The organism is Sphingomonas qomolangmaensis, from assembly GCF_024496245.1.
GTDB classification, from domain to species: domain Bacteria; phylum Pseudomonadota; class Alphaproteobacteria; order Sphingomonadales; family Sphingomonadaceae; genus Sphingomonas; species Sphingomonas qomolangmaensis.
Window position 1 is genome coordinate 1,780,123 of the sequence record NZ_CP101740.1, and the last position, 18,443, is coordinate 1,798,565.

19 protein-coding genes are annotated in these 18,443 nt (G+C 66.9%); 3 read left to right on the forward strand and 16 right to left on the reverse strand.

Features of this window, described 5'->3' with window-relative positions; translation table 11 throughout:
• Window positions 1-68 precede the first annotated feature (68 nt).
• A complete protein-coding gene (bfr, locus tag NMP03_RS08345) occupies window positions 69-563 on the forward strand; it encodes a bacterioferritin (RefSeq protein ID WP_256504891.1) in 495 nt (164 codons plus the stop codon).
• Window positions 564-617: 54 nt separating this feature from the next.
• Here bfr and NMP03_RS08350 read toward each other — a convergent pair whose 3' ends face one another.
• The 11 genes from NMP03_RS08350 to NMP03_RS08400 form a co-directional block, all read right to left on the reverse strand.
• Window positions 618-1,034 (reverse strand): Hpt domain-containing protein, encoded by a 417-nt coding sequence (locus NMP03_RS08350; protein WP_256504892.1) that lies wholly within the window; start codon window positions 1,032-1,034, stop codon window positions 618-620.
• A 64-nt stretch (window positions 1,035-1,098) separates the two neighbouring features.
• Window positions 1,099-1,317 carry a sulfurtransferase TusA family protein gene (locus NMP03_RS08355; RefSeq protein WP_256504894.1) on the reverse strand — a complete coding sequence of 73 codons (219 nt, stop codon included), beginning with the start codon at window positions 1,315-1,317 and terminating at the stop codon, window positions 1,099-1,101.
• A complete protein-coding gene (der, locus tag NMP03_RS08360; protein ID WP_256504895.1) occupies window positions 1,314-2,681 on the reverse strand; it encodes a ribosome biogenesis GTPase Der in 1,368 nt (455 codons plus the stop codon). Before der ends, NMP03_RS08355 begins: the two co-directional genes overlap by 4 nt.
• Window positions 2,682-2,816: 135 nt before the next feature.
• Window positions 2,817-4,139: an outer membrane protein assembly factor BamB family protein gene (locus NMP03_RS08365; RefSeq protein WP_256504896.1), complete on the reverse strand. Its 1,323-nt coding sequence runs from the start codon at window positions 4,137-4,139 to the stop codon at window positions 2,817-2,819.
• Window positions 4,136-4,840, reverse strand: coding sequence for a tetratricopeptide repeat protein (locus NMP03_RS08370; RefSeq protein ID WP_256504897.1), 705 nt, complete (start codon window positions 4,838-4,840; stop codon window positions 4,136-4,138). The genes NMP03_RS08365 and NMP03_RS08370 overlap by 4 nt, the downstream gene beginning before the upstream one ends.
• 75 nt (window positions 4,841-4,915) lie before the next feature.
• Complete coding sequence (panB, locus tag NMP03_RS08375; RefSeq protein WP_256504898.1) at window positions 4,916-5,776, reverse strand: 3-methyl-2-oxobutanoate hydroxymethyltransferase; 861 nt, start codon at window positions 5,774-5,776, stop codon at window positions 4,916-4,918.
• A 52-nt stretch (window positions 5,777-5,828) separates the two neighbouring features.
• Entirely contained in the window at window positions 5,829-6,260 is a 432-nt protein-coding gene (locus NMP03_RS08380) for a hypothetical protein (protein ID WP_256504899.1), read from the reverse strand.
• Between the two features lie 91 nt (window positions 6,261-6,351).
• A complete protein-coding gene (locus tag NMP03_RS08385; protein WP_256504900.1) occupies window positions 6,352-6,699 on the reverse strand; it encodes an ArsC family reductase in 348 nt (115 codons plus the stop codon).
• 194 nt (window positions 6,700-6,893) lie between these two features.
• A complete protein-coding gene (locus NMP03_RS08390; RefSeq protein WP_256504901.1) occupies window positions 6,894-7,778 on the reverse strand; it encodes an alpha/beta hydrolase-fold protein in 885 nt (294 codons plus the stop codon).
• 52 nt (window positions 7,779-7,830) lie between these two features.
• The gene (locus NMP03_RS08395; protein ID WP_256504902.1) at window positions 7,831-9,009 is read right to left on the reverse strand and encodes a hypothetical protein; all 1,179 of its coding nucleotides are present in this window, start codon (window positions 9,007-9,009) and stop codon (window positions 7,831-7,833) included.
• Window positions 9,006-9,308: a PadR family transcriptional regulator gene (locus NMP03_RS08400; protein ID WP_256504903.1), complete on the reverse strand. Its 303-nt coding sequence runs from the start codon at window positions 9,306-9,308 to the stop codon at window positions 9,006-9,008. Before NMP03_RS08400 ends, NMP03_RS08395 begins: the two co-directional genes overlap by 4 nt.
• 573 nt (window positions 9,309-9,881) lie before the next feature.
• Between NMP03_RS08400 and NMP03_RS08405 the strand changes: the two genes are divergently transcribed.
• Entirely contained in the window at window positions 9,882-11,372 is a 1,491-nt protein-coding gene (locus NMP03_RS08405; protein WP_256504904.1) for an alkaline phosphatase, read from the forward strand.
• Between the two features lie 10 nt (window positions 11,373-11,382).
• On the opposite strand, the gene NMP03_RS08410 is transcribed toward NMP03_RS08405, so the two are convergent.
• From NMP03_RS08410 to NMP03_RS08430, 5 genes are all read right to left on the reverse strand, one after another.
• Complete coding sequence (locus tag NMP03_RS08410) at window positions 11,383-12,222, reverse strand: HpcH/HpaI aldolase/citrate lyase family protein (protein ID WP_256504905.1); 840 nt, start codon at window positions 12,220-12,222, stop codon at window positions 11,383-11,385.
• Entirely contained in the window at window positions 12,219-12,671 is a 453-nt protein-coding gene (locus NMP03_RS08415; RefSeq protein ID WP_256504906.1) for a MaoC family dehydratase, read from the reverse strand. Before NMP03_RS08415 ends, NMP03_RS08410 begins: the two co-directional genes overlap by 4 nt.
• Window positions 12,671-14,542, reverse strand: coding sequence for an acetyl/propionyl/methylcrotonyl-CoA carboxylase subunit alpha (locus NMP03_RS08420; protein ID WP_256504909.1), 1,872 nt, complete (start codon window positions 14,540-14,542; stop codon window positions 12,671-12,673). Before NMP03_RS08420 ends, NMP03_RS08415 begins: the two co-directional genes overlap by 1 nt.
• Window positions 14,543-14,561: 19 nt before the next feature.
• On the reverse strand, window positions 14,562-16,163 hold the full coding sequence (locus tag NMP03_RS08425) for a carboxyl transferase domain-containing protein (RefSeq protein ID WP_256504910.1): 1,602 nt from the start codon (window positions 16,161-16,163) through the stop codon (window positions 14,562-14,564).
• A gap of 139 nt (window positions 16,164-16,302) precedes the next feature.
• On the reverse strand, window positions 16,303-17,454 hold the full coding sequence (locus NMP03_RS08430; RefSeq protein ID WP_256504911.1) for an acyl-CoA dehydrogenase family protein: 1,152 nt from the start codon (window positions 17,452-17,454) through the stop codon (window positions 16,303-16,305).
• An 86-nt stretch (window positions 17,455-17,540) separates the two neighbouring features.
• Between NMP03_RS08430 and NMP03_RS08435 the strand changes: the two genes are divergently transcribed.
• Window positions 17,541-18,407, forward strand: coding sequence for a LysR family transcriptional regulator (locus NMP03_RS08435; protein WP_256504912.1), 867 nt, complete (start codon window positions 17,541-17,543; stop codon window positions 18,405-18,407).
• Window positions 18,408-18,443 lie beyond the last annotated feature (36 nt).

Genomic DNA, 18,443 nt, shown 5'->3' on the forward strand with positions numbered 1-18,443 from the left:
GATTTTTCCCTGTTCGTTTGGCGCTCGCCGCGCTATGACCGTGCCTTAATTCCAAAAAGGCTGCGACCATGAAGGGCGACCCCCAAGTCATCGAATATCTGAACACGGCGCTCAAGAACGAGCTGACCGCGATCAACCAATATTGGCTGCATTATCGCCTGCTCGACCATTGGGGCGTCCACAAGCTCGCCAAGTTCGAGCGCCAGGAATCGATCGAAGAGATGGAGCATGCCGATTGGCTTGCCGAACGCATCCTCTTCCTCGACGGCCTGCCCAATTTCCAGCTGCTCGGCCGCCTGCGCATCGGTGAAACCGTCGAGGAAGTCCTCAAGGGCGATCTCGCGCTCGAGGAAGAAGCGATCCCGCTGCTGCGCGACGCGATCGAGCATTGCGAGAAGGTCCGCGACTATGTCAGCCGCGACCTGTTCCGCCGCATCCTCGACAGCGAGGAGAGCCATCTCGACACGCTCGAACGCCAGTTCGACATGATCGAGCGGATGGGGCTGCAAAACTATGTCCAGCTGAACTCGCAGGCCGAGGCCGACGCCGACAAGAAGGACTGATCGTCGCGATCCGCCGTTCGCGCGGCCTGCGCGAATGGCGGACGGCGCCCCCGGCTAGACCGCGCGGCGCCCGAAGACCGCCGACTTGCGCGCCACCAGCGGATTTGCCTCCGTTTCGAGCAGCGCCAGCGTCGCCTCGAAGAGGGGCCGCAACCGCACCACATGCGCCAGCGCCTCATCGGGTGAATCATGCGTCTCCACGCAATCGCGCGCGATCATCTCGATCGCTTCGGCAAGCTCGGCGAGCTGATCGGCACCGAACTGCGCGGCTTCGCCCTTGAGCGTGTGCGCCGGGATCACCATCGCCGCCGCGATCCCGCCGCGCATCGCGGCTTCGATGCGGTCGAGCGACTTGATCCCGTCCTCGCGAAAATACCCTAGGATGCGCACGAAATTCGCGCCCAATTCGGCGCGCGCCTGCGACAGGGTCGCCATATTCACCAGCGAACCAGTATCGGCGCCAAGGATCATGCAATGCCTCCCATCCGCCAGATCGCAGACGGCTGAGGTCTAGCGCGCCGGGGTAAATGACCGGTTACACCGCCCGCGTCTCGATACGAAAAACTTGTGATTCCAAACGCGTGAACGCCGCCCCACACGCCGAAGCCAGTGCCGCCAGTTCGCGCTCGGCGGCGGGGTCGTCGGCACTGATCTCGACGATCGCCGCGCCTCCGCGCAGCGCGCGGCCCAGCCGGATCGCGGGCCAGGGGCATTTTAGCCCGCGTGCGTCGATCCGCAGCGGCGCATCGCTCACTTGTCGTGGTCGAACGGGTTCGACGAGGCGCGCAGCATCAGCCGCACCGGCACCGCGCCCATGTCGAATTCCTTGCGCATGCTGTTGACCAGATAGCGGCGATAGCTCTCGGGCAACAGATCGACGCGGGTGCCGAACAGCACGAACGTCGGCGGGCGCGTCTTGTTCTGGGTGATGTAGCGCGGCTTGATCCGCTTGCCGCCGGGGGCGGGCGGCGGATTGGCCTCGATAGCCTTTTCGAACCAGCGGTTGAGCGCGCCGGTCGAGGTGCGCCGGCTCCACGCCGCACGGGTTTCGAACGCCACGCGCAACAGCACGTCGAGCCCCTTGCCCGTGGCGCCCGACACCGTCAGCAGCGGCACGCCCTTGACCTGCGCCAGCCCCTCGTCGAGCGCGCCCTTCACCCCGTTGAACAGGCTCGACGCATTCTCGGCGACGTCCCATTTGTTCAGCGCGATCACCAGCGCGCGGCCTTCCTGCAGCACCTTGTCGGCGATCTTGAGGTCCTGCACCTCGAGCCCTTTGGTGGCATCGAGCAGCAGCACGACGACCTCGGCGAAATCGACCGCGCGCAGCGCGTCGGCAACCGACAGCTTCTCGAGCTTCTCTTGCACCTTGGCGCGCTTGCGCATGCCCGCGGTGTCGATCAGCCGGACTCGGCGGTCCTTGTTCTCGGCATCGGTCCACACCCAGTCGATCGCGATCGAATCGCGGGTGATGCCCGCCTCGGGGCCGGTGATCAGCCGTTCCTGGTTGAGGATGCGGTTGATCAGCGTCGACTTGCCCGCATTGGGGCGGCCGACGACGGCCAGCTTCAGGATCGCGTCGGGATCCTCGGGATCCTCTTCCTCGATCTCCTGTTCGAGCCGTTCGATATAGGGGCGAAGCGCGTCGAACAGGTCGGCGATGCCTTCACCATGTTCGGCCGACAGCGCGATCGGGTCGTCGAAGCCGAGCGACATCGCCTCGTAGATGCTGCTCTGCGCCAGTCGCCCCTCGGCCTTGTTCGCGGCCAGGATCACCGGCACGTCGGCGACGCGCAGCCAGCGCGCGATTTCCTCGTCGATCGGCGTCAGCCCGTCGCGCGCATCGACCAGGAACAGCGCGACATCGGCCTCGTCGAGCGCCGCCTGCGTCTGCGCGCGCATCCGCCCGGGCAGCGTTGCGATATCCTCGTTCTCGAAACCAGCAGTGTCGATGATGCGGAAATCGAGACCGAGCAAATGCGCATCGGCCTCGCGCCGGTCACGCGTGACGCCGGGCTGGTCGTCGACCAACGCCAGCTTCTTGCCGACCAGGCGGTTGAAGAGCGTCGATTTGCCGACATTGGGGCGGCCGATAATGGCGACGGTAGGCAGGGGCATGGATATTACCTGGTGGGAGGCGATTTTCTTCCCCCCTCCCGCTTGCGGGAGGGGTCGGGGGTGGGGTTATCGAACGCCACCGCACCCGGACATGCCCTCCCCTAGCCCCTCCCGCAAGCGGGAGGGGGATTTAACTTACCGATACGCGCTCAGCTCGCCCGCATCGTCGAGCAGGTACATCGTGTTCCCCGCCACCACCGGGGGCAGCGTGTAGCCGGTCTTGCCCTCGGCGATCGTCGTCAGCGTTCCGTCGGCGGGCGATGCCGAAGCCACCACGCCGCGCGAGCTCGCCACCAGCAGGCGATCGCCCGCCAGCACCGGCCCGACCCAGCGGATCGCACCCGACTTCTTCTTCTCGTTGCGCCAGCGCGGCAGCTGCGAGATCCAGCGGATCCGGCCATTGCCGCGTGAGATCGCCATCAGTCGCGCTTCGTCGGTCACGACGAAGATCCATTCGCCCACGACCCAGGGAGTCGAGATGCCCGCGATATTCTGTTCCCAAAGCCGCTGGCCGCTGAGGATTTCGAGCGCAACCATCCGCCCGCCCTGCCCGACGGCGTAGACCCGCCCATTGTCGATCACCGGGAAGGCATCGATATCGGCCAGGCTCGACACCGAGGTCGTCATGCTGGTGCGCGACAGGCTGTCGGCCCAGACCGAGCGGCCATTCTCGTAGCGATAGGCGTTGAGTTCGCCCGACGAGAAGCCCGCGACCACGGTGCCCTGCGCCGAGGCGGGCGCGGCGACGCCGAACACCCCCTGCGCCTCGAGCGAGCCCGATTGCGTCCAGATCGTCTTGCCGTCGGCGGTGTTGAGCGCGAACAGCTGGTTGTCCTGGGTGAGGATGTACAGCGCGCCGTTGGCGATCGTCGGCGCACCGCGCAGCGGGCCGCCGGGCTTCACCCGCCAGATCTCGCTGCCATCGGCGATGTTCATCGCCACCACGTCGCCGACGCCGTTGCTGGCATAGAGCCGGTCGCCCTCGACGCTCACGCCGCCGCCGAAGCGCGCATTCTGGTTCTCGTCACCGCGCGCGGTTTCGGCGCGCCACACGGTCGCGCCGGTCGCGGTGTCGATCGCGTGCACCGCGCCGTTGACGTCGGAGACGTATAGCCGCGCGCCATCGATCACCGGGGTGGCGGCAAGCCGAACGCGCGTGTCGCCGCCGGGAATCGATACCGACCAGGCGCGCGTCGGCTGCGCCGCCAGTGCCAGATGCCCCATCGCCTTCGATTCATTGCCGCCGGGCTGGGTCCAGCCGGTGTTCGCCACCGCGGGCGGCAGCAGCACTTCCTGCCCCGCCAGCGTCAGATCGACCTCGGTATCGCTTTCGGACACCAGGATCGGCACGCGATTGCCCAGCACCGGGGTCTTCTTGTCGCCGCCCTTGAAGATCCCGCACGCGCTCAGCGCGGTCATCGCGAGCAACGCGATGGGAAATTTGACCCGATTGATCATGATGCCGCTTTCTTTTCCTGGTCGGTGTCGACCGCGTCGACCCCGAGTACGCCGGCGAGCTGAACCGCGCGTTGACGGATGGTTTCGGGGACGGTTTCGGCCTGCGCGATTTCGCCGAACAGCCGCCCCGCCTCGGCGTTGCGGCCCAACCGCATGTAAGCGATGCCGACCATCTCGCCCGCGCTGCCGAACCACGGGCTGTCCTTGGTCGCGAGGCCGCGCAGCCGGTCGATCACAGCCGCCGGCTTCAGCGTGTCATATTCGGCGCTGGTCTGACGCACCAATGCCAGGTCGCGATAGGGCTGCGGCAGCGAGCCATCGGCGGCGACCGCGGCGAACTTGGCGGCGGCGCCCTTCAGATCATCGGCCTGCAGCAGGATATCGGCCTGGGTGAACTGCGCCATCGCGCGATAGCCCGCGGCATCCGAGGCCGCGAGCTCGGCCAAGGGCGCCTTGGCCGCATCGGCCTTTTGCGCGCCCAGGCTTTCGAGCGCCTTGGAGAATTGCTCGCCCTGCACCCCCGCCTGCGTCACCTGATGCTGCTGCCACCACAGCCAGCCCGCCAGCGCGGCGAGCGCCAGCACGATCCCCGCGATCAGCGCGATTCCCCAACGCTGCCAGAAGCTGCGCAATTCTTCCCGGCGCAGTTCCTCGTCGACTTCGCGAGCGAACTGGTCGTTATTCTGGGGGGTTAACGCCAAGGGGAACTCCATGCGGTATTGCGGCGGCGGACATTAGCCGCAGCGCGGGCGAAACGAAATGGTCTATCGGATCGGTCAGGGCTTGGGTTGATATAGCTGGTCCGGCCCCGGAAAGCTGCGCCCGCGTACGTCGGCCGCATAGTGCGCAACCGCGGCGGAAATGCGGCCAGCCATGTCGTCGAACTTCTTCACGAAGCGCGGGGTGCGCTCGAACATGCCCAGCATATCCTCGGTCACCAGCACCTGCCCGTCGCATTTGGCCGAAGCGCCGATGCCGATCACCGGGCACGACACGCCTTCAGTGATCGCCACCGCCAGCGGCTCGACCACGCCCTCGACCACCAGCGCGAACGCGCCGGCATCGGCAACCGCGCGCGCATCGCCAAGGATCTTGGCATGCTCGGCATCCGAACGCCCGCGCGCGCCATAGCCGCCCAGCACGTTCACCGCCTGCGGAGTCAGCCCGATATGCGCCATCACCGGGATCCCGCGCTGCGCCAGGAACGCGATCGTCGGCGCCATCGCCGCGCCGCCCTCGAGCTTCACCGCCGCCGCGCCGGTCTCGGCCATGATCCGCGCCGCCGAGGCGAACGCCTGCTGCGGGCTCGCCTCATAGCTGCCGAAGGGCATGTCGATCACCACCACCGAATGATAGCTGCCGCGCACCACCGCCGCGCCATGCGCGCACATCATGTCGAGCGTCACCGACAGCGTCGAGGGCAGGCCATAGATCACCTGCCCCAAGCTGTCGCCGACCAGCAGCATGTCGCAATGCGGATCGAGCAGCTGCGCCGTCCGCGCGGTATAGGCGGTGAGCATCACGATCGGCTCGCCCCCCTTGCGCGCCGCGATTGCGGGCACGGTCAGCCGGCGCATCGGTGCCGGCGTGGGGTTGGCGCGGCTGGTGCCGGTGTCGAGGGTGAAGGTCGTGGACATTGCGCCGCGCTCTAGAGCCTCGGCGCCCAAACGCCAAGCGCGGCGGCAAGCCTCACCGCAGCCAGCCGCGCGCCGCCGCGGTTCGCGCGAGCCACAGCTGGACCACGCCGACCGCCGCGATCAGCAGCGGGAACGGCACCGTCGCCGCCGCGCCCTTGGCCGCGACGATATCGGTCGCCAGAAACACATAGCCGAACTGGACGACGATCGCCGCGAGCGAAACCCCGAACAACGCGATCGCCAGCCGCCGCTTGGCGAGCAAGGCGATGCCGCCGAGCAGCCCGCCCCAGGTGGCGATGCCATAGACCCAGACGAACCAGCCCGGTCGCGCCTGATAAAAAGCGCGATCCCATGCGGGCAGCGCCGCCAGCGCCGCATCGGACATCGTCGCATCGGTATAGAAGGCGAACACCCCCATCGCGCCCCACAGCACGATCAACGCCGCTGCGATCCAATACCAGCCGGGCAAAGGCCGTTTAAACATGGCGGATGTCCTCTCATGCCCGCGCCCGAAGCGGCGCCCGAGCCCAATCGTAACGCAGATACAACGACGATGCCAGCGCCGCCGACCGCGCTCAGCCCAGCGCCGCGGCGAAGCCTTCGGGCGAATAGCCGACGAGCAATCCGCCGGGATATTCGACCACCGGCCGCTTGATGAGCGACGGGTTGGCGACCATCAGCGCGATCGCCGCATCGGCATCGGCAACCGCCTTGTCGGCATCGGGCAGCTTGCGAAAGGTGGTGCCCGCGCGATTGACCAGCCGCTCCCAGCCGACCTGCTCGCTCCACTTGGCAAGCCGCGCGGCATCGACGCCCTGCTTCTTATAGTCGTGGAAGTGATAGGCGACGCCATGCTCGGCGAGCCACGCCCGCGCCTTCTTGACGGTGTCGCAATTGGGGATGCCGTACAGCGTTGTCGTCATGCTTGCTCCTTTGGTGAGTGGCATACCGCGGGGAGCGAGCGCGTATCAACCGAAGGTGGCCGTTCGAGCGCTAGCTCGACATTCCCATTGCTCCATCTTCAACGGCTCATTTTGGGAAAGCGGTCATATTGGTTGCAGCGAGGTAAGCGATCCCGGCCCTGCCTTCCCGATCGACGTTTGTTTTTGGGAAAACCTCAGGACGAGAGGAAGGCTGCGAGCGAGGATGTATCGGTGGCACAATGCCCACCATAGAGAGGGTGCCATTCGGTTTTGACACCGCGCTCGCGCGCCATGTCGGCAAGCCGCTGCGTGCCATCGAAATTGCCGTAGACGTCATAGAGACCGTTAGAGAGATAGAGCGCCGGATAGGCCGGACCAGCCCGCTGAATCAGGGCGAGTGGCGATACCCGCTGCCACTCGGCATCGTTCGCTGCATATTTCCGCGCCATCATCCAAACCCCGAAGATGATCTTGGGGTTCGCCCCGGCGCGCTGCATCGTCGCACGGATCGTGGACAGCGATGCGAACGGCGAGATCGAATATACACCGGGGCATAGCGCCGCGACCTTGGCGAACCGGGACGGGTGGGACAGGCCGGCGATCAGGACATTGAGGCCGCCCATCGACTCTCCCATCAGGAGGCGCCGACGCGGACGTCCGACCTTGGCCTCGATCGCCGGCAGACGGGTCATCAGATCGTCCAGTAGCCCGCTGTCGGGCTTCTCGCCTTTCGGGGTCAGCAGCCAAGTCGAACCATAGGAAACGGTCACGACAGTGGGCGGCAGCTTGTCGCTGCGCTGCCATTCCGACTGGATCAGTGCGGTCAGATAGGTGTCGTCGTTCCAGATGCGCTCGTCGAGGTTGCGACCGTGAAGATGGTAGACGATGTCGCCGTTCGTCCCCCGCCGATCACGATAGACGCAGTAGCGAAGCGACCCGGACGTATCGCACGCTTCCTCCGCCGGGCGGAACGACACCTTTTGAGCACCCCGTGTTCGCGTGATCTCGCCCCATGCGTAGTAGGCCAGGGCGGTCAATAGTGCCGCGATGAGCCAGTATCGATAGGGGCGCGTCAGCATCGACCTCACCCCCCGACCAAGCCTGCTGCCAGCAGCGGACGCAGACACGCGCTCAGGCCAGTGCGACGAGCAGATGGTGGTCGGACGGCGATCGATCCGTTGTGCCGACCGTTCCGAAACCAACTCCGGTGGAGGCTCCTGCCAGCTTCGGCAGCGCCAGGAGGCTCAAAGCATAGCCGATGATGGCGCTGCCGCCATAACCGACAATCGGTGTCGGATAGTTGCCAAGCGCAGCGGCCATGATCGCGGCGAACCATACGGCGCCGAAAACAGCATAGGTCGCGCGATTGTCGGCGTCGCGGCTCCAACCAACGATCGCCGGGACCAAGAGCAGCGCCGAACCGCCCAACACAGCCAGACCGGCACCGGCGTGAACATTGAAAGACGAATAGAGGATCTGGTCGACATAGGGGACCGCCGGCAGTGTATCGGCATGCGCCAGCGTTGCCGCGAAGCTGGCGACGCTGGCGGTGAGCGCCACGACGACATGCCTGTCACGGCGTATGACCGCGAGCGTGGCGAGGCATAGTGCAAGCATTCCGGCCATAGCCCGGTCGGGCTGAAGCGCGATAGCAGCAGCGGCAGCGACGATGCCCGCGGTCGCCGGCAAGCTACGGGTTCGGCAGAAGGCGACGAGCATCACCGGCAACAGGATCAGGCTCGGTTGGATCGCCAGTCCGCCCAGCTTCACCCAGCGCGCTGCGCCCTCGACCTCGGAGCCGAGAAAAGCGGTCGCGAGCAGCATGCCCGCTATCGCGATGATCGCAACCCCCGTCCATCGTTGACCCGCCGCTACTGGGCGGCCGAGCAGCGCCAGCATCGTCAGCCCGATCACCAATGCGCCGGCGTTGATCCCGAGATAGCGCATCGGCGCACCGGCGATCGCCATATAGACGATGCCGAGCACCACGGCGCCAATCGCGGAGGCGATGCCGAGGGCGCGCGGGCGACGCATCGTGGCGTGGAAGATGTTCATGATGCTCGATCCTTCGGAGAGAGGCGCGCCGTCGCCGATAAGCGAAGCGAAGGGGTAAAGAAGATGCGAAGCGACCGCACGCGGCATGAGTCCGCACAGGCTGTCGAGCGTGAACAGGAGCGCTTTGGTATCGTCCGGGATGCTGGCCGCCTCGCAGCGGACCGCCCATCCCCACGACTGCAACGAGGGTGGCAGTATCGCTTGCAAAGCACGGCAGGCCAGATCGGTAACCCGTCGGCGAAGGCCAGCGCTCATATGATTGCCTCCCAGCGTCGCACGGTCGGTGCCGCCGTCGGTCCCGGGGGGTTAGCGCGAGCGAGCTGCACGCCGCTTGCCGTCAACCGATAGGCGTGTCGCGGCGGCCGCCCCCCTTCGGCCGGCTGCTGCCATTCCGCTTCGAGATAGCCTTGCGCCTCCAGACGGATCAGCAGCGGATAGATGGTGCCCGATTTCACATCGGCAAGCTGAGCCAATTCATAGCCGTGTGACCATTGGACACCGGCATCGAGCAGGACGGCGAGGACCGTACGGGCATGGGGTGAGAGCGCGCGCATTCGAGACATGCACTATAAATCTACCTAGATAGATTTAACGTCAAGCGTTGATTTTCAAAAGCCCTTGGCGCGAGGCCGGCGTCGCCTTTTCAAAATGCCGAGGTTCGAGAAGCCGTTTACGTTCCAACTTTCTGACCCCTTTGAGAACGTCCGCAAATGGTCAATCTCGGCTATCGCCGTCTGCCTTCCCGAAATCGGCCAGCCGCCTTCCACCCCTTCCCGCCACCCCCGTCTACCGAACAGGCTCGTCCCCCACGCCGCCAACCAAACCCGCTGTCCTACAAGCCCCCGCTTTGGTACGCATGCCGCATGACCACGCTCCCCGCATACTCCACCCGCATCGCGCGTTGTTGGGCGGAATAGGCGAATCCGGGGGGTACGTAGTGTAGCTTTTGTAGCTTTCCGAACACCGCGAGCCACCCGCTCGGCCACCACGACTCCGAAAATGGGCCGCCACGGGTCCCGCTAGCCGGGAACACAATCGGCTCCGGCCGCCGTCCCCGCCGCCCGCATCCCACCAATGTATCGATATTGTCACATCGGTCTGGAAAGGGGACCGCCAAGGAGATTTCGATGACCCTCGCCCTGCGCCGCTGCCTCGTTCCGCTCATCTGCATCGCCGCCCTGCCCGCCGCCCTGCCCGCCGCCGCGCAGGAGGCCGATACCGCCGCCTATCGCGCGCAGGGACGCGCCGAGCTTGCGCGATTGAAGGCGGCGGTGCCGATCGATCGGCCGGCGCGCAACGTCATCGTCTTCATCGGCGACGGCATGGGGGTATCGACGCTCACCGCGGCACGGATTCATCAGGGGCAGATCGCTGGCAAGGACGGCGAATCCTTCGTCACCGCGATGGACACTTTGCCCCATTCGGCGCTGGTGAAGACCTATTCGCACGACACCCAGGTCGCCGATTCGGCGCCGACCGCCACAGCGATCCTCAGCGGGGTGAAGACGCGCAACGGATCGATCGGGGTCGGCCCCGAAGCGCTCGTCACCGATTGCGCGGGCGCGCTTCGCCATGTCGTGCCGTCTTTCATCGCGCTGGCGCAGCAGCAGGGCCGCGCGACCGGGGTGATCTCGACCGCGCGGATCACCCACGCCACCCCGGCGGCGGCCTATGCGCACACCCCCGAGCGCGACTGGGAGGCCAAGCTGCCCGCCGAAGCCAAGGCGGGGGGATGCAAGGACATCGCCGCGCAGCTGGTCGAGGACAAGGTCGGATCGAAGCTCGACGTGGTGCTCGGCGGCGGCCGGCGCTATTTCCTGCCCGCGACCGCCGTCGACCCCGAATATCCCGAGGTGAAGGGCGCGCGCGACGATGGCCGCGACCTGATCGCCGAATGGCAGCGGCGCAATCGCGGCGCGCGCTACATCACCGACACCGCCGGCTTTGCCGCGCTGGACCCCGCGCGCGACCGCAAGGTGCTCGGCCTCTTCCAGCCCGACCACATGCAATATGAAGCCGATCGCAACTGTGACAAGGCGGGCGAGCCCTCGCTAGCCGACATGACGCGGACGTCGATCGCGATGCTGTCGCGCGAGCGCCGCGGCTTTGTGCTGCTGGTCGAAGGCGGTCGGATCGATCACGCGCATCACGCCGGCAACGCGCGCCGCGCGCTCGAGGATGCGGTGGCGCTCGACCAGGCGGTCGCCGCCGCGCTTGAGGCGACCAAGGGCACCGACACGCTGATCGTCACCACCGCCGATCACAGCCACGCCTTCGCGATGGCGGGCTATCCGGCGCGCGGCAATCCGATCCTGGGAGTCGTTGCGGGCGACGACAAGCAGCCTTCGCGCGCGCGCGACGGCAAGGGGTACACGACGCTCGGCTATGCCAACGGCCCCGGCGCGGTCGAGGGCGAACGCGCCGATCCCGTCGCGACCGACACCACTGTGCTCGACTATAAGCAACAGGCCTTGGTGCCGCTCGGCGGCGAAACCCATGCCGGCGAGGACGTCGCGGTACGCGCGGCGGGCCCCAAGGCGCATCTGTTCAAGGGCACGATCGAACAGCACAGCATCTACTATGTGATCACCGATGCGCTTGGGGTCAGCGAAAAGTAACGCCCACCCGTTAAGCTTCCCCCGCCTGGGCGAGCAGCTTGCGCGCCTGCACCAGATGCGGGCGGTCGATCATCCGCCCGTCGAGCTGCAACGCCCCGGCATCGGGGGCCCCGGCAAACGCGGCGACGATCGCCCGAGCGCGCGCCACTTCGTCGGCGCTCGGGGTAAACCCTTCGTTGATAACCGCCACCTGCGCAGGATGGATCGCCATCATGCCGGTAAAGCCATCGCGCCGCGCCCGCGCGACATAAGCCGCCAGCCCCGCGCCATCGCCGATCGCGGGAAACACCGTCTCGATCGCCGCCACCCCCGCGGCATGCGCGCCGAACAGCGTGAGCGATCGCACCATTTCATAGGGCGCGGTGTAGCCACCATCGGCATTGCGCGACGAGGTGGCACCGATCGCGGCGGGCAGATCCTCAGCCCCCCAGGTCAGCCCGATCAGCCGATCGGCGACCGCGGCATATTCACCCAGCGCAAAGATAGCGCGCGGCGTCTCGGTCGCGATCGGCAGCACCGGCACCGCGCCCGCCCCCATCATCGCCACCAGCGCCTCGACCGATGCCGCCCCCTCGGCCTTGGGCAACATGATCGCATCGGGCCGCGCCGCGAGCACCGCCGCCAGGTCTTGCTCGGCCAGACCGCCATCGATCGGGTTGATCCGCACGATCGCAGGCACCGTCCGCTCAGCCGCCAGCCAGTCAGCCACCGCTGCGCGCGCGGTGTCCTTGCGCGCCGGCGTCACCGAATCCTCGAGGTCGAGGATGATCGCGTCGGCCCCGCTAGCCGCGGCCTTGGCGAAGCGTTCGGGCCGGTCGCCGGGCACGAACAGCAGCGAGCGCAGCCTCATGCCGGTGCCCGCAGCAGCAGCGCGGTCCGCAGGCATTCGCACACCACCTGGTCGCGCTGGTTCAGCATCCGGTGGCCGAAGGTCACGATCCCCGCCTCGGGCCGCGAGCGGCTGTCCTTCAGCGCGACGATCTCGGTCTCGGCACGCAAGGTGTCGCCCAGGAACACCGGCGAGGGCATCACCAATTTGTCATAGCCAAGGTTCGCGACGAGCGTCCCCAGCGTCGTGTCGCCCACCGACAACCCGACCATCAGCGCGAAGGTGAAGGTGCCGTTGACCAGGATCTGCCCGAACTCCGAAGCGCGCGCCGCCTCGGCATCGAGGTGCAAGGGCTGCGGGTTGTGCGTCATGACGGTGAACAGCAGATTGTCGGTCTCGGTCACCGTCCGGCGGATGTCGTGGACGATCCGGTCGCCGACATACCACTGGTCGAAATAGCGCCCCGCCATCACCCCGCCTCCGCTTCGGTAACCCGCGCGAGCACCGCGCCTTCGCTCACCTGCCCACCCTCGACCGCATTCAGTTCGGCGACCACCCCGTCATAGGGCGCGACCAGGCTATGCTCCATCTTCATCGCCTCGAGCGTCAGCAGCTTCTGGCCTTTGACGACCTGCTCGCCCTGCAAGACCGCAACCGCGATGATCCGCCCTGGCATCGGCGAGATGATCGACCCGTCACCCGCCGCCGCCGCACCCTTCCCGTCGACCCGCCAGGGAGTGAGCTGCCAGGTCTGGCCGGCTTCAGAGATGAGAACACGGTCCCCGGTCAGGGTGGTGCCCTCTCCCCGTTCGCCCTGAGCTTGTCGAAGGGCGCCCCCAAGGCTTGTCTCGACCACCGCCCCATCGAGCAAAAACCGCCCCGTCCCCCGCCGCGCCGCATTCAGCCGAAACCCGCCGAGCACGTCCCCCGCCACCAGCGCCCCCGCAGCCGCCGCAAACCCGGCCTCCGAAGGCATCGCCGCCGGCATCAACGCCTCGCCCTCGCGCGCGATCAGCCCGGTATCAACCTCGCCCGCAACGAACGCCGGATGGTCGAGCGCCTTGACCAGAAACCCAGCATTCGTTCGCAGCGGCGAAATCACGCTCGTCGCCAACGCCGCCGAAAGCCGCCCCCGCGCCGCCTCGCGCGTCGGTCCGTGGGTGATCACCTTCGCGATCATCGGGTCGTAGAAGGGCGAAATCGTCGCGCCTTCCTCTACCCCGGTATCGACCCGGCACCCCTCACCCAACCGGAACCGGTCGAGCCGCCCGATCGACGGCAGGAAACCCTTGGCGGGGTCTTCGGCATAGAGCCGCACTTCCATCGCATGGCCGGTGATCGTCAGTTGATCCTGGGTGAGCGGCAGCGGTTCGCCCGATGCGACGCGCAATTGCCATTCGACCAGATCGACCCCGGTAATCGCTTCGGTCACCGGATGTTCGACCTGCAGCCGCGTGTTCATTTCCATGAACCAGGTCCGGTCGGCCGACAGCGGCCCCGACCCATCGGCGATGAACTCGATCGTCCCCGCCCCGACATAGTCGACCGCGCGCGCAGCGCGCACCGCCGCATCGCAGATCGCGGCGCGGGTGGCGGGGTCCATGCCCGGTGCAGGCGCTTCCTCGATCACCTTCTGGTGGCGGCGCTGCAGCGAGCAATCGCGCTCGAACAGGTGGACGACATTGCCATGGGCATCGCCGAACACCTGCACCTCGATATGGCGCGGATTGGTGATCCATTTTTCGAGCAGCACATGATCGTTGCCGAAGCTCGCGCTCGCCTCGCGCCGGCACGAAACCAATGCTTCGGCAAAGTCGGCAGGATCATCGACCCGCCGCATCCCCTTGCCACCGCCGCCCGCCACAGCCTTGATCAGCATCGGATAGCCGATCGCATCGGCCTCGCGCGCCAGTCGCTCGGGCGACTGATCCTCACCCAGATAGCCCGGCGTCGTGGGAACCCCGGCATCCTGCATCAGCCGCTTGGCCGCATCCTTAAGCCCCATCGCGGTGATCGAGGCGGGGCGCGGCCCAACCCACACGAGGCCAGCATCGATCACGCTCTGCGCGAACGCGGCGTTTTCCGACAGGAAGCCATAGCCCGGATGGACCGCCTCGGCCCCCGTCGCGCGTGCAGCGGCAATAATACGCTCGCCCACCAGATAGCTTTCGCGCGCCGGAGACGGCCCGACATGCACCGCCTCATCGGCAAGGCGAACATGCAACGCCCCGGCATCGGCATCCGAATAGACGGCAACGGTGCGGATCCCCATCGCCCGCGCGGTGCGGATGATGCGGCAGGCGATTTCACCGCGATTGGCGATAAGCAGCGATTGGATCATGATATCTACCTAAATCCCATCACATCCGGAACACGCCGAAGCTTGCGCGCTGCGGCACCGGGGCGTTCAAACATGCCGCGAACGCCAGCCCCAGCACGTCGCGGGTCTGCGCCGGATCGATGATCCCGTCGTCCCACAGCCGCGCGGTCGCGTAATAGGGGCTGCCCTCGGCCTCATAGGTCGCGCGCACCGGGGCCTTGAAGGCTTCGGCCTCTTCGTCGGACCAGGTCGCGGCGTCGCGGTGAACCGTCGCCAGTACGCTCGCCGCCTGCTCGCCGCCCATCACGCTGATCCGGCTGTTGGGCCAGGAAAACAGGAAGCGCGGGCTGTAGGCGCGGCCGCACATGCCGTAATTGCCCGCGCCGAAGCTGCCGCCGATCAGCACCGTCACCTTGGGCACGCTGGCTGTCGCGACCGCGGTCACGAGCTTGGCACCATGCTTGGCGATCCCTTCGGCCTCATATTTGCCGCCGACCATGAAGCCGCTGATGTTCTGGAGGAACAGCAACGGCACCCGTCGCTGGCACGCCAGTTCGATGAAGTGCGCGCCCTTGACCGCGCTTTCGCTGAACAGCACGCCGTTATTGGCCAGGATCGCGACCGGCATCCCGTGGATATGCGCGAAACCGCACACCAGCGTGGTGCCGTACAGCGCCTTGAACTCATGAAATTCCGACGCATCGACCAGCCGCGCGATCACCTCGCGCACGTCATAGGGCGCCCGCACATCGTCGGGAACGATGCCATACAGCTCGGCGGGGTCGTATTTCGGCGGCACCGGCATGCGCAAATTCACGTCGGGCACTGCATCGGGCGCGAGCGTCGACACGATGTCGCGCACGATCGTTAGCGCATGCGCGTCATCCTCGGCGACATGGTCGACCACGCCCGATCGCCGCCCGTGGAGGTCGCCGCCACCCAGATCCTCGGCGCTGATGACCTCGCCGGTCGCTGCCTGCACCAGCGGCGGGCCGGCGAGGAAGATCGTGCCCTGCCCGCGCACGATGACGCTTTCGTCGGACATCGCGGGCACATAGGCGCCGCCCGCGGTGCAGCTTCCCATCACGCACGCGACCTGCGCGATCCCCGCCGCGCTCATATTCGCCTGGTTGAAGAAGATGCGCCCGAAATGGTCGCGATCGGGAAACACCTCGGCCTGGTTGGGCAGGTTCGCGCCGCCCGAATCAACCAGGTAGATGCACGGCAGCCGGTTCGCCTCGGCGATCTCCTGCGCGCGCAGATGCTTCTTCACCGTCATCGGGAAGTACGTTCCGCCCTTCACCGTGGTGTCGTTGCACACGATCATCGCCTGCCGCCCCGATACCCGGCCGATCCCCGCGATCACGCCGGCGCCGGGCACTTCGTCGCCATACAGCCCGTTCGCCGCCAACTGCCCGATCTCAAGGAAAGGACTGCCCGCGTCGAGCAGATGCTCGACCCGATCACGCGGCAGCAGCTTGCCGCGCGCGGTGTGCTTGTCGCGCGCGCGTTCCGGCCCGCCCTGCGCCGCCTCGGCGACACGCGTCCGAAGGTCATCGGCAAGCGCGCGGTTATGCGCGGCACGGGCGACGAACTCCGGCGTGTCGGTCGCGATCGCCGAGGTAAGAACAGGCGCGCTCATCGGCATTCCTCCCCCGCAGGGGGAGGGGGACCGCCAGCGAAGCTGGTGGTGGAGGGGGCTGGCAACGAGCGGTTTCGCCGATGGCGACCCCCCTCCACCATGCTACGCATGGTCCCCCTCCCCCTGCGGGGGAGGATCTTCACGCCCCCGCTCCGATCAGCTCGCGGCCGATCAGCATCCGCCGAATCTCGTTGGTCCCGGCGCCGATATCGAGCAGCTTGGCATCGCGCAGGAAGCGCTCGACCGGCCAGTCCTTGGTATAGCCAGCCCCGCCCAGCGCCTGCACCGCCTCGCCCGCGACCCGAAACGCGTTCTCGCTCGCCAGGAGGATCGCGCCCGCCGCATCGAAGCGCGTCGTCCGCCCCGCATCACATGACTTGGCGACCGCATAGACATAAGCGCGCGCCGAATTGAGCGCGACATACATGTCGGCGATCTTGGCCTGCACCAACTGGAACGAGCCGATCGCCGCGCCGAACTGCCGCCGCTCGCGGACATAGGGCAGCACGACGTCGAGGCAGGCCTGCATGATCCCGAGCTGGATCCCCGCGAGCACGGTGCGTTCGTAATCAAGCCCTGACATCAGCACCCCGACGCCGCCATTTTCGGGGCCCATCACATTTTGCTCGGGGACCATGCAATCGGTGAAGACCAGTTCGGCGGTGGGGCTGCCGCGCATCCCCATCTTGTCGATCTTCTGGCCGATCGCGAAGCCCGCCATGTCCTTTTCGATCAGGAAGGTGGTGATCCCGCGCGATCCCTCGCCGGTCTTGGCATAGACCACCAACGTGTCGGCATAGGGCGCGTTGGTGATCCAGAACTTCGTGCCGTTGAGCACATAGCCGCCCGCCACGCGCTCGGCCTTCAGCTTCATCGACACCACGTCCGATCCGGCCCCCGCCTCGGACATCGCCAGCGATCCGACATGCTCGCCCGAAATCAGCTTGGGGAGATATTTCGCCTTCTGCTCGGCATTGCCCCAGCGCGCGATCTGATTGATGCACAGGTTCGAATGCGCGCCGTAGCTCAGGCCCACCGACGCCGATGCGCGGCTGACCTCCTCGCACGCGATCACATGTTCGAGATAGCCGAGCCCCAGCCCGCCATCCGCCTCGGCAACGGTAATCCCGTGCAGCCCGAGCGCACCCATTTCGGGCCACAGCTCGCGCGGGAACCAGTCATAGGCGTCGACGCGCGCGGCGATCGGCATGATCCGGTCGGTCGCGAACCGCTGGGTGCTGTCGCGGATCATGTCGGCATTTTCGCCGAGCGCGAAATCGAAACTGGCCATGGCTCTCTCCTATTTACACCGCTTCTAGCCGATTTCGAGCTGCGACAGAAATTGAAGCTTCGCGCCCCATGCTATAGATGACGTCTATGATCGACCGCTATCAGCTTCGCTATTTCCTCGCAGTGGTCGATCACGGCAATTTCTCGCGCGCCGCCACCAATTGCCATGTGTCGCAGCCGACCTTGTCCGCCGGCATCGCGAAGCTCGAACGCTTCCTTGGCACCCCCCTGTTCCTGCGATCGAGCCAGCGGGTCGAACTGACCAGCGCGGGCACGCGCTTCCTCGATCATGCGCGGCGAATCGAAAGCGAGTTCAACCTGGCGCTGCAGGCCGCCACCGCCGCGACCGATCGCGCGGTGCTGCGCGTCGGGATGCTGCGCAGCGTCCCCGGAGCGCTGGTCGCGGGCGCGATCGCGGGCATGCTCGCGATCGACCCCGACGCGCGGGTCGAGCTCGTCGGTGGCAGCGAGCGCGAACTGATCGGCCATGTCGCGCGCGGGCGGGTCGATTGCGCGGTCACCTTGGTGGGGCGCGGCGGCGACCGGTTCCTCGATGAGCCGCTGATCGACGAAGGCTATGCGCTCGCGCTCCCCGCCACGCACCCGCTGGCGGGCGAAGCGGTGATCGAGGCCGAGGCGCTCGCCGCCGAGGTGATGATCGTCCGCCGCCATTGCGAGGCACTCTCCGAAACCAGCCGCCACTTTACCGAACGCGGGGTGCGCCCGCATTTCGCCTATCGATCGACCAATGACGAGCGCGTGCTCGCGATGATCGCCGGGGGGCTGGGACTGACGGTGATGCCCGACGCCTATGTCGCGGCCGGCGTCGCCCGGCCCAAGCTCGCCGGGTTCAAGCTGCGCCGATCGATCGGGCTGATCTACGCCGCCAATGCCGAGGGGCTCGCCACCACCCCGCCCGCCTTCGTCGCCGCGCTGCGAAAGCATCTGGGCTGACGATTTCGTGCGCTTCCCCCTGCACGTTGCGCACCG

What these genes read in the sequence shown, in the direction of transcription:
- NMP03_RS08400 (WP_256504903.1), bottom strand. Translation starts at nt 9,308, where the DNA reads ATGCGCGCGCTCTCACCCCATGCCCGTACGGTCCTCGCCGTCCTGCTC.
- NMP03_RS08430 (WP_256504911.1), bottom strand. Translation starts at nt 17,454, where the DNA reads ATGGCCAGTTTCGATTTCGCGCTCGGCGAAAATGCCGACATGATCCGC.
- NMP03_RS08425 (WP_256504910.1), bottom strand. Translation starts at nt 16,163, where the DNA reads ATGAGCGCGCCTGTTCTTACCTCGGCGATCGCGACCGACACGCCGGAG.
- NMP03_RS08350 (WP_256504892.1), bottom strand. Translation starts at nt 1,034, where the DNA reads ATGATCCTTGGCGCCGATACTGGTTCGCTGGTGAATATGGCGACCCTG.
- NMP03_RS08365 (WP_256504896.1), bottom strand. Translation starts at nt 4,139, where the DNA reads ATGATCAATCGGGTCAAATTTCCCATCGCGTTGCTCGCGATGACCGCG.
- bfr (WP_256504891.1), top strand. Translation starts at nt 69, where the DNA reads ATGAAGGGCGACCCCCAAGTCATCGAATATCTGAACACGGCGCTCAAG.
- der (WP_256504895.1), bottom strand. Translation starts at nt 2,681, where the DNA reads ATGCCCCTGCCTACCGTCGCCATTATCGGCCGCCCCAATGTCGGCAAA.
- NMP03_RS08420 (WP_256504909.1), bottom strand. Translation starts at nt 14,542, where the DNA reads ATGATCCAATCGCTGCTTATCGCCAATCGCGGTGAAATCGCCTGCCGC.
- NMP03_RS08385 (WP_256504900.1), bottom strand. Translation starts at nt 6,699, where the DNA reads ATGACGACAACGCTGTACGGCATCCCCAATTGCGACACCGTCAAGAAG.
- panB (WP_256504898.1), bottom strand. Translation starts at nt 5,776, where the DNA reads ATGTCCACGACCTTCACCCTCGACACCGGCACCAGCCGCGCCAACCCC.
- NMP03_RS08395 (WP_256504902.1), bottom strand. Translation starts at nt 9,009, where the DNA reads ATGAGCGCTGGCCTTCGCCGACGGGTTACCGATCTGGCCTGCCGTGCT.
- NMP03_RS08405 (WP_256504904.1), top strand. Translation starts at nt 9,882, where the DNA reads ATGACCCTCGCCCTGCGCCGCTGCCTCGTTCCGCTCATCTGCATCGCC.
- NMP03_RS08390 (WP_256504901.1), bottom strand. Translation starts at nt 7,778, where the DNA reads ATGCTGACGCGCCCCTATCGATACTGGCTCATCGCGGCACTATTGACC.
- NMP03_RS08410 (WP_256504905.1), bottom strand. Translation starts at nt 12,222, where the DNA reads ATGAGGCTGCGCTCGCTGCTGTTCGTGCCCGGCGACCGGCCCGAACGC.
- NMP03_RS08435 (WP_256504912.1), top strand. Translation starts at nt 17,541, where the DNA reads ATGATCGACCGCTATCAGCTTCGCTATTTCCTCGCAGTGGTCGATCAC.
- NMP03_RS08380 (WP_256504899.1), bottom strand. Translation starts at nt 6,260, where the DNA reads ATGTTTAAACGGCCTTTGCCCGGCTGGTATTGGATCGCAGCGGCGTTG.
- NMP03_RS08415 (WP_256504906.1), bottom strand. Translation starts at nt 12,671, where the DNA reads ATGGCGGGGCGCTATTTCGACCAGTGGTATGTCGGCGACCGGATCGTC.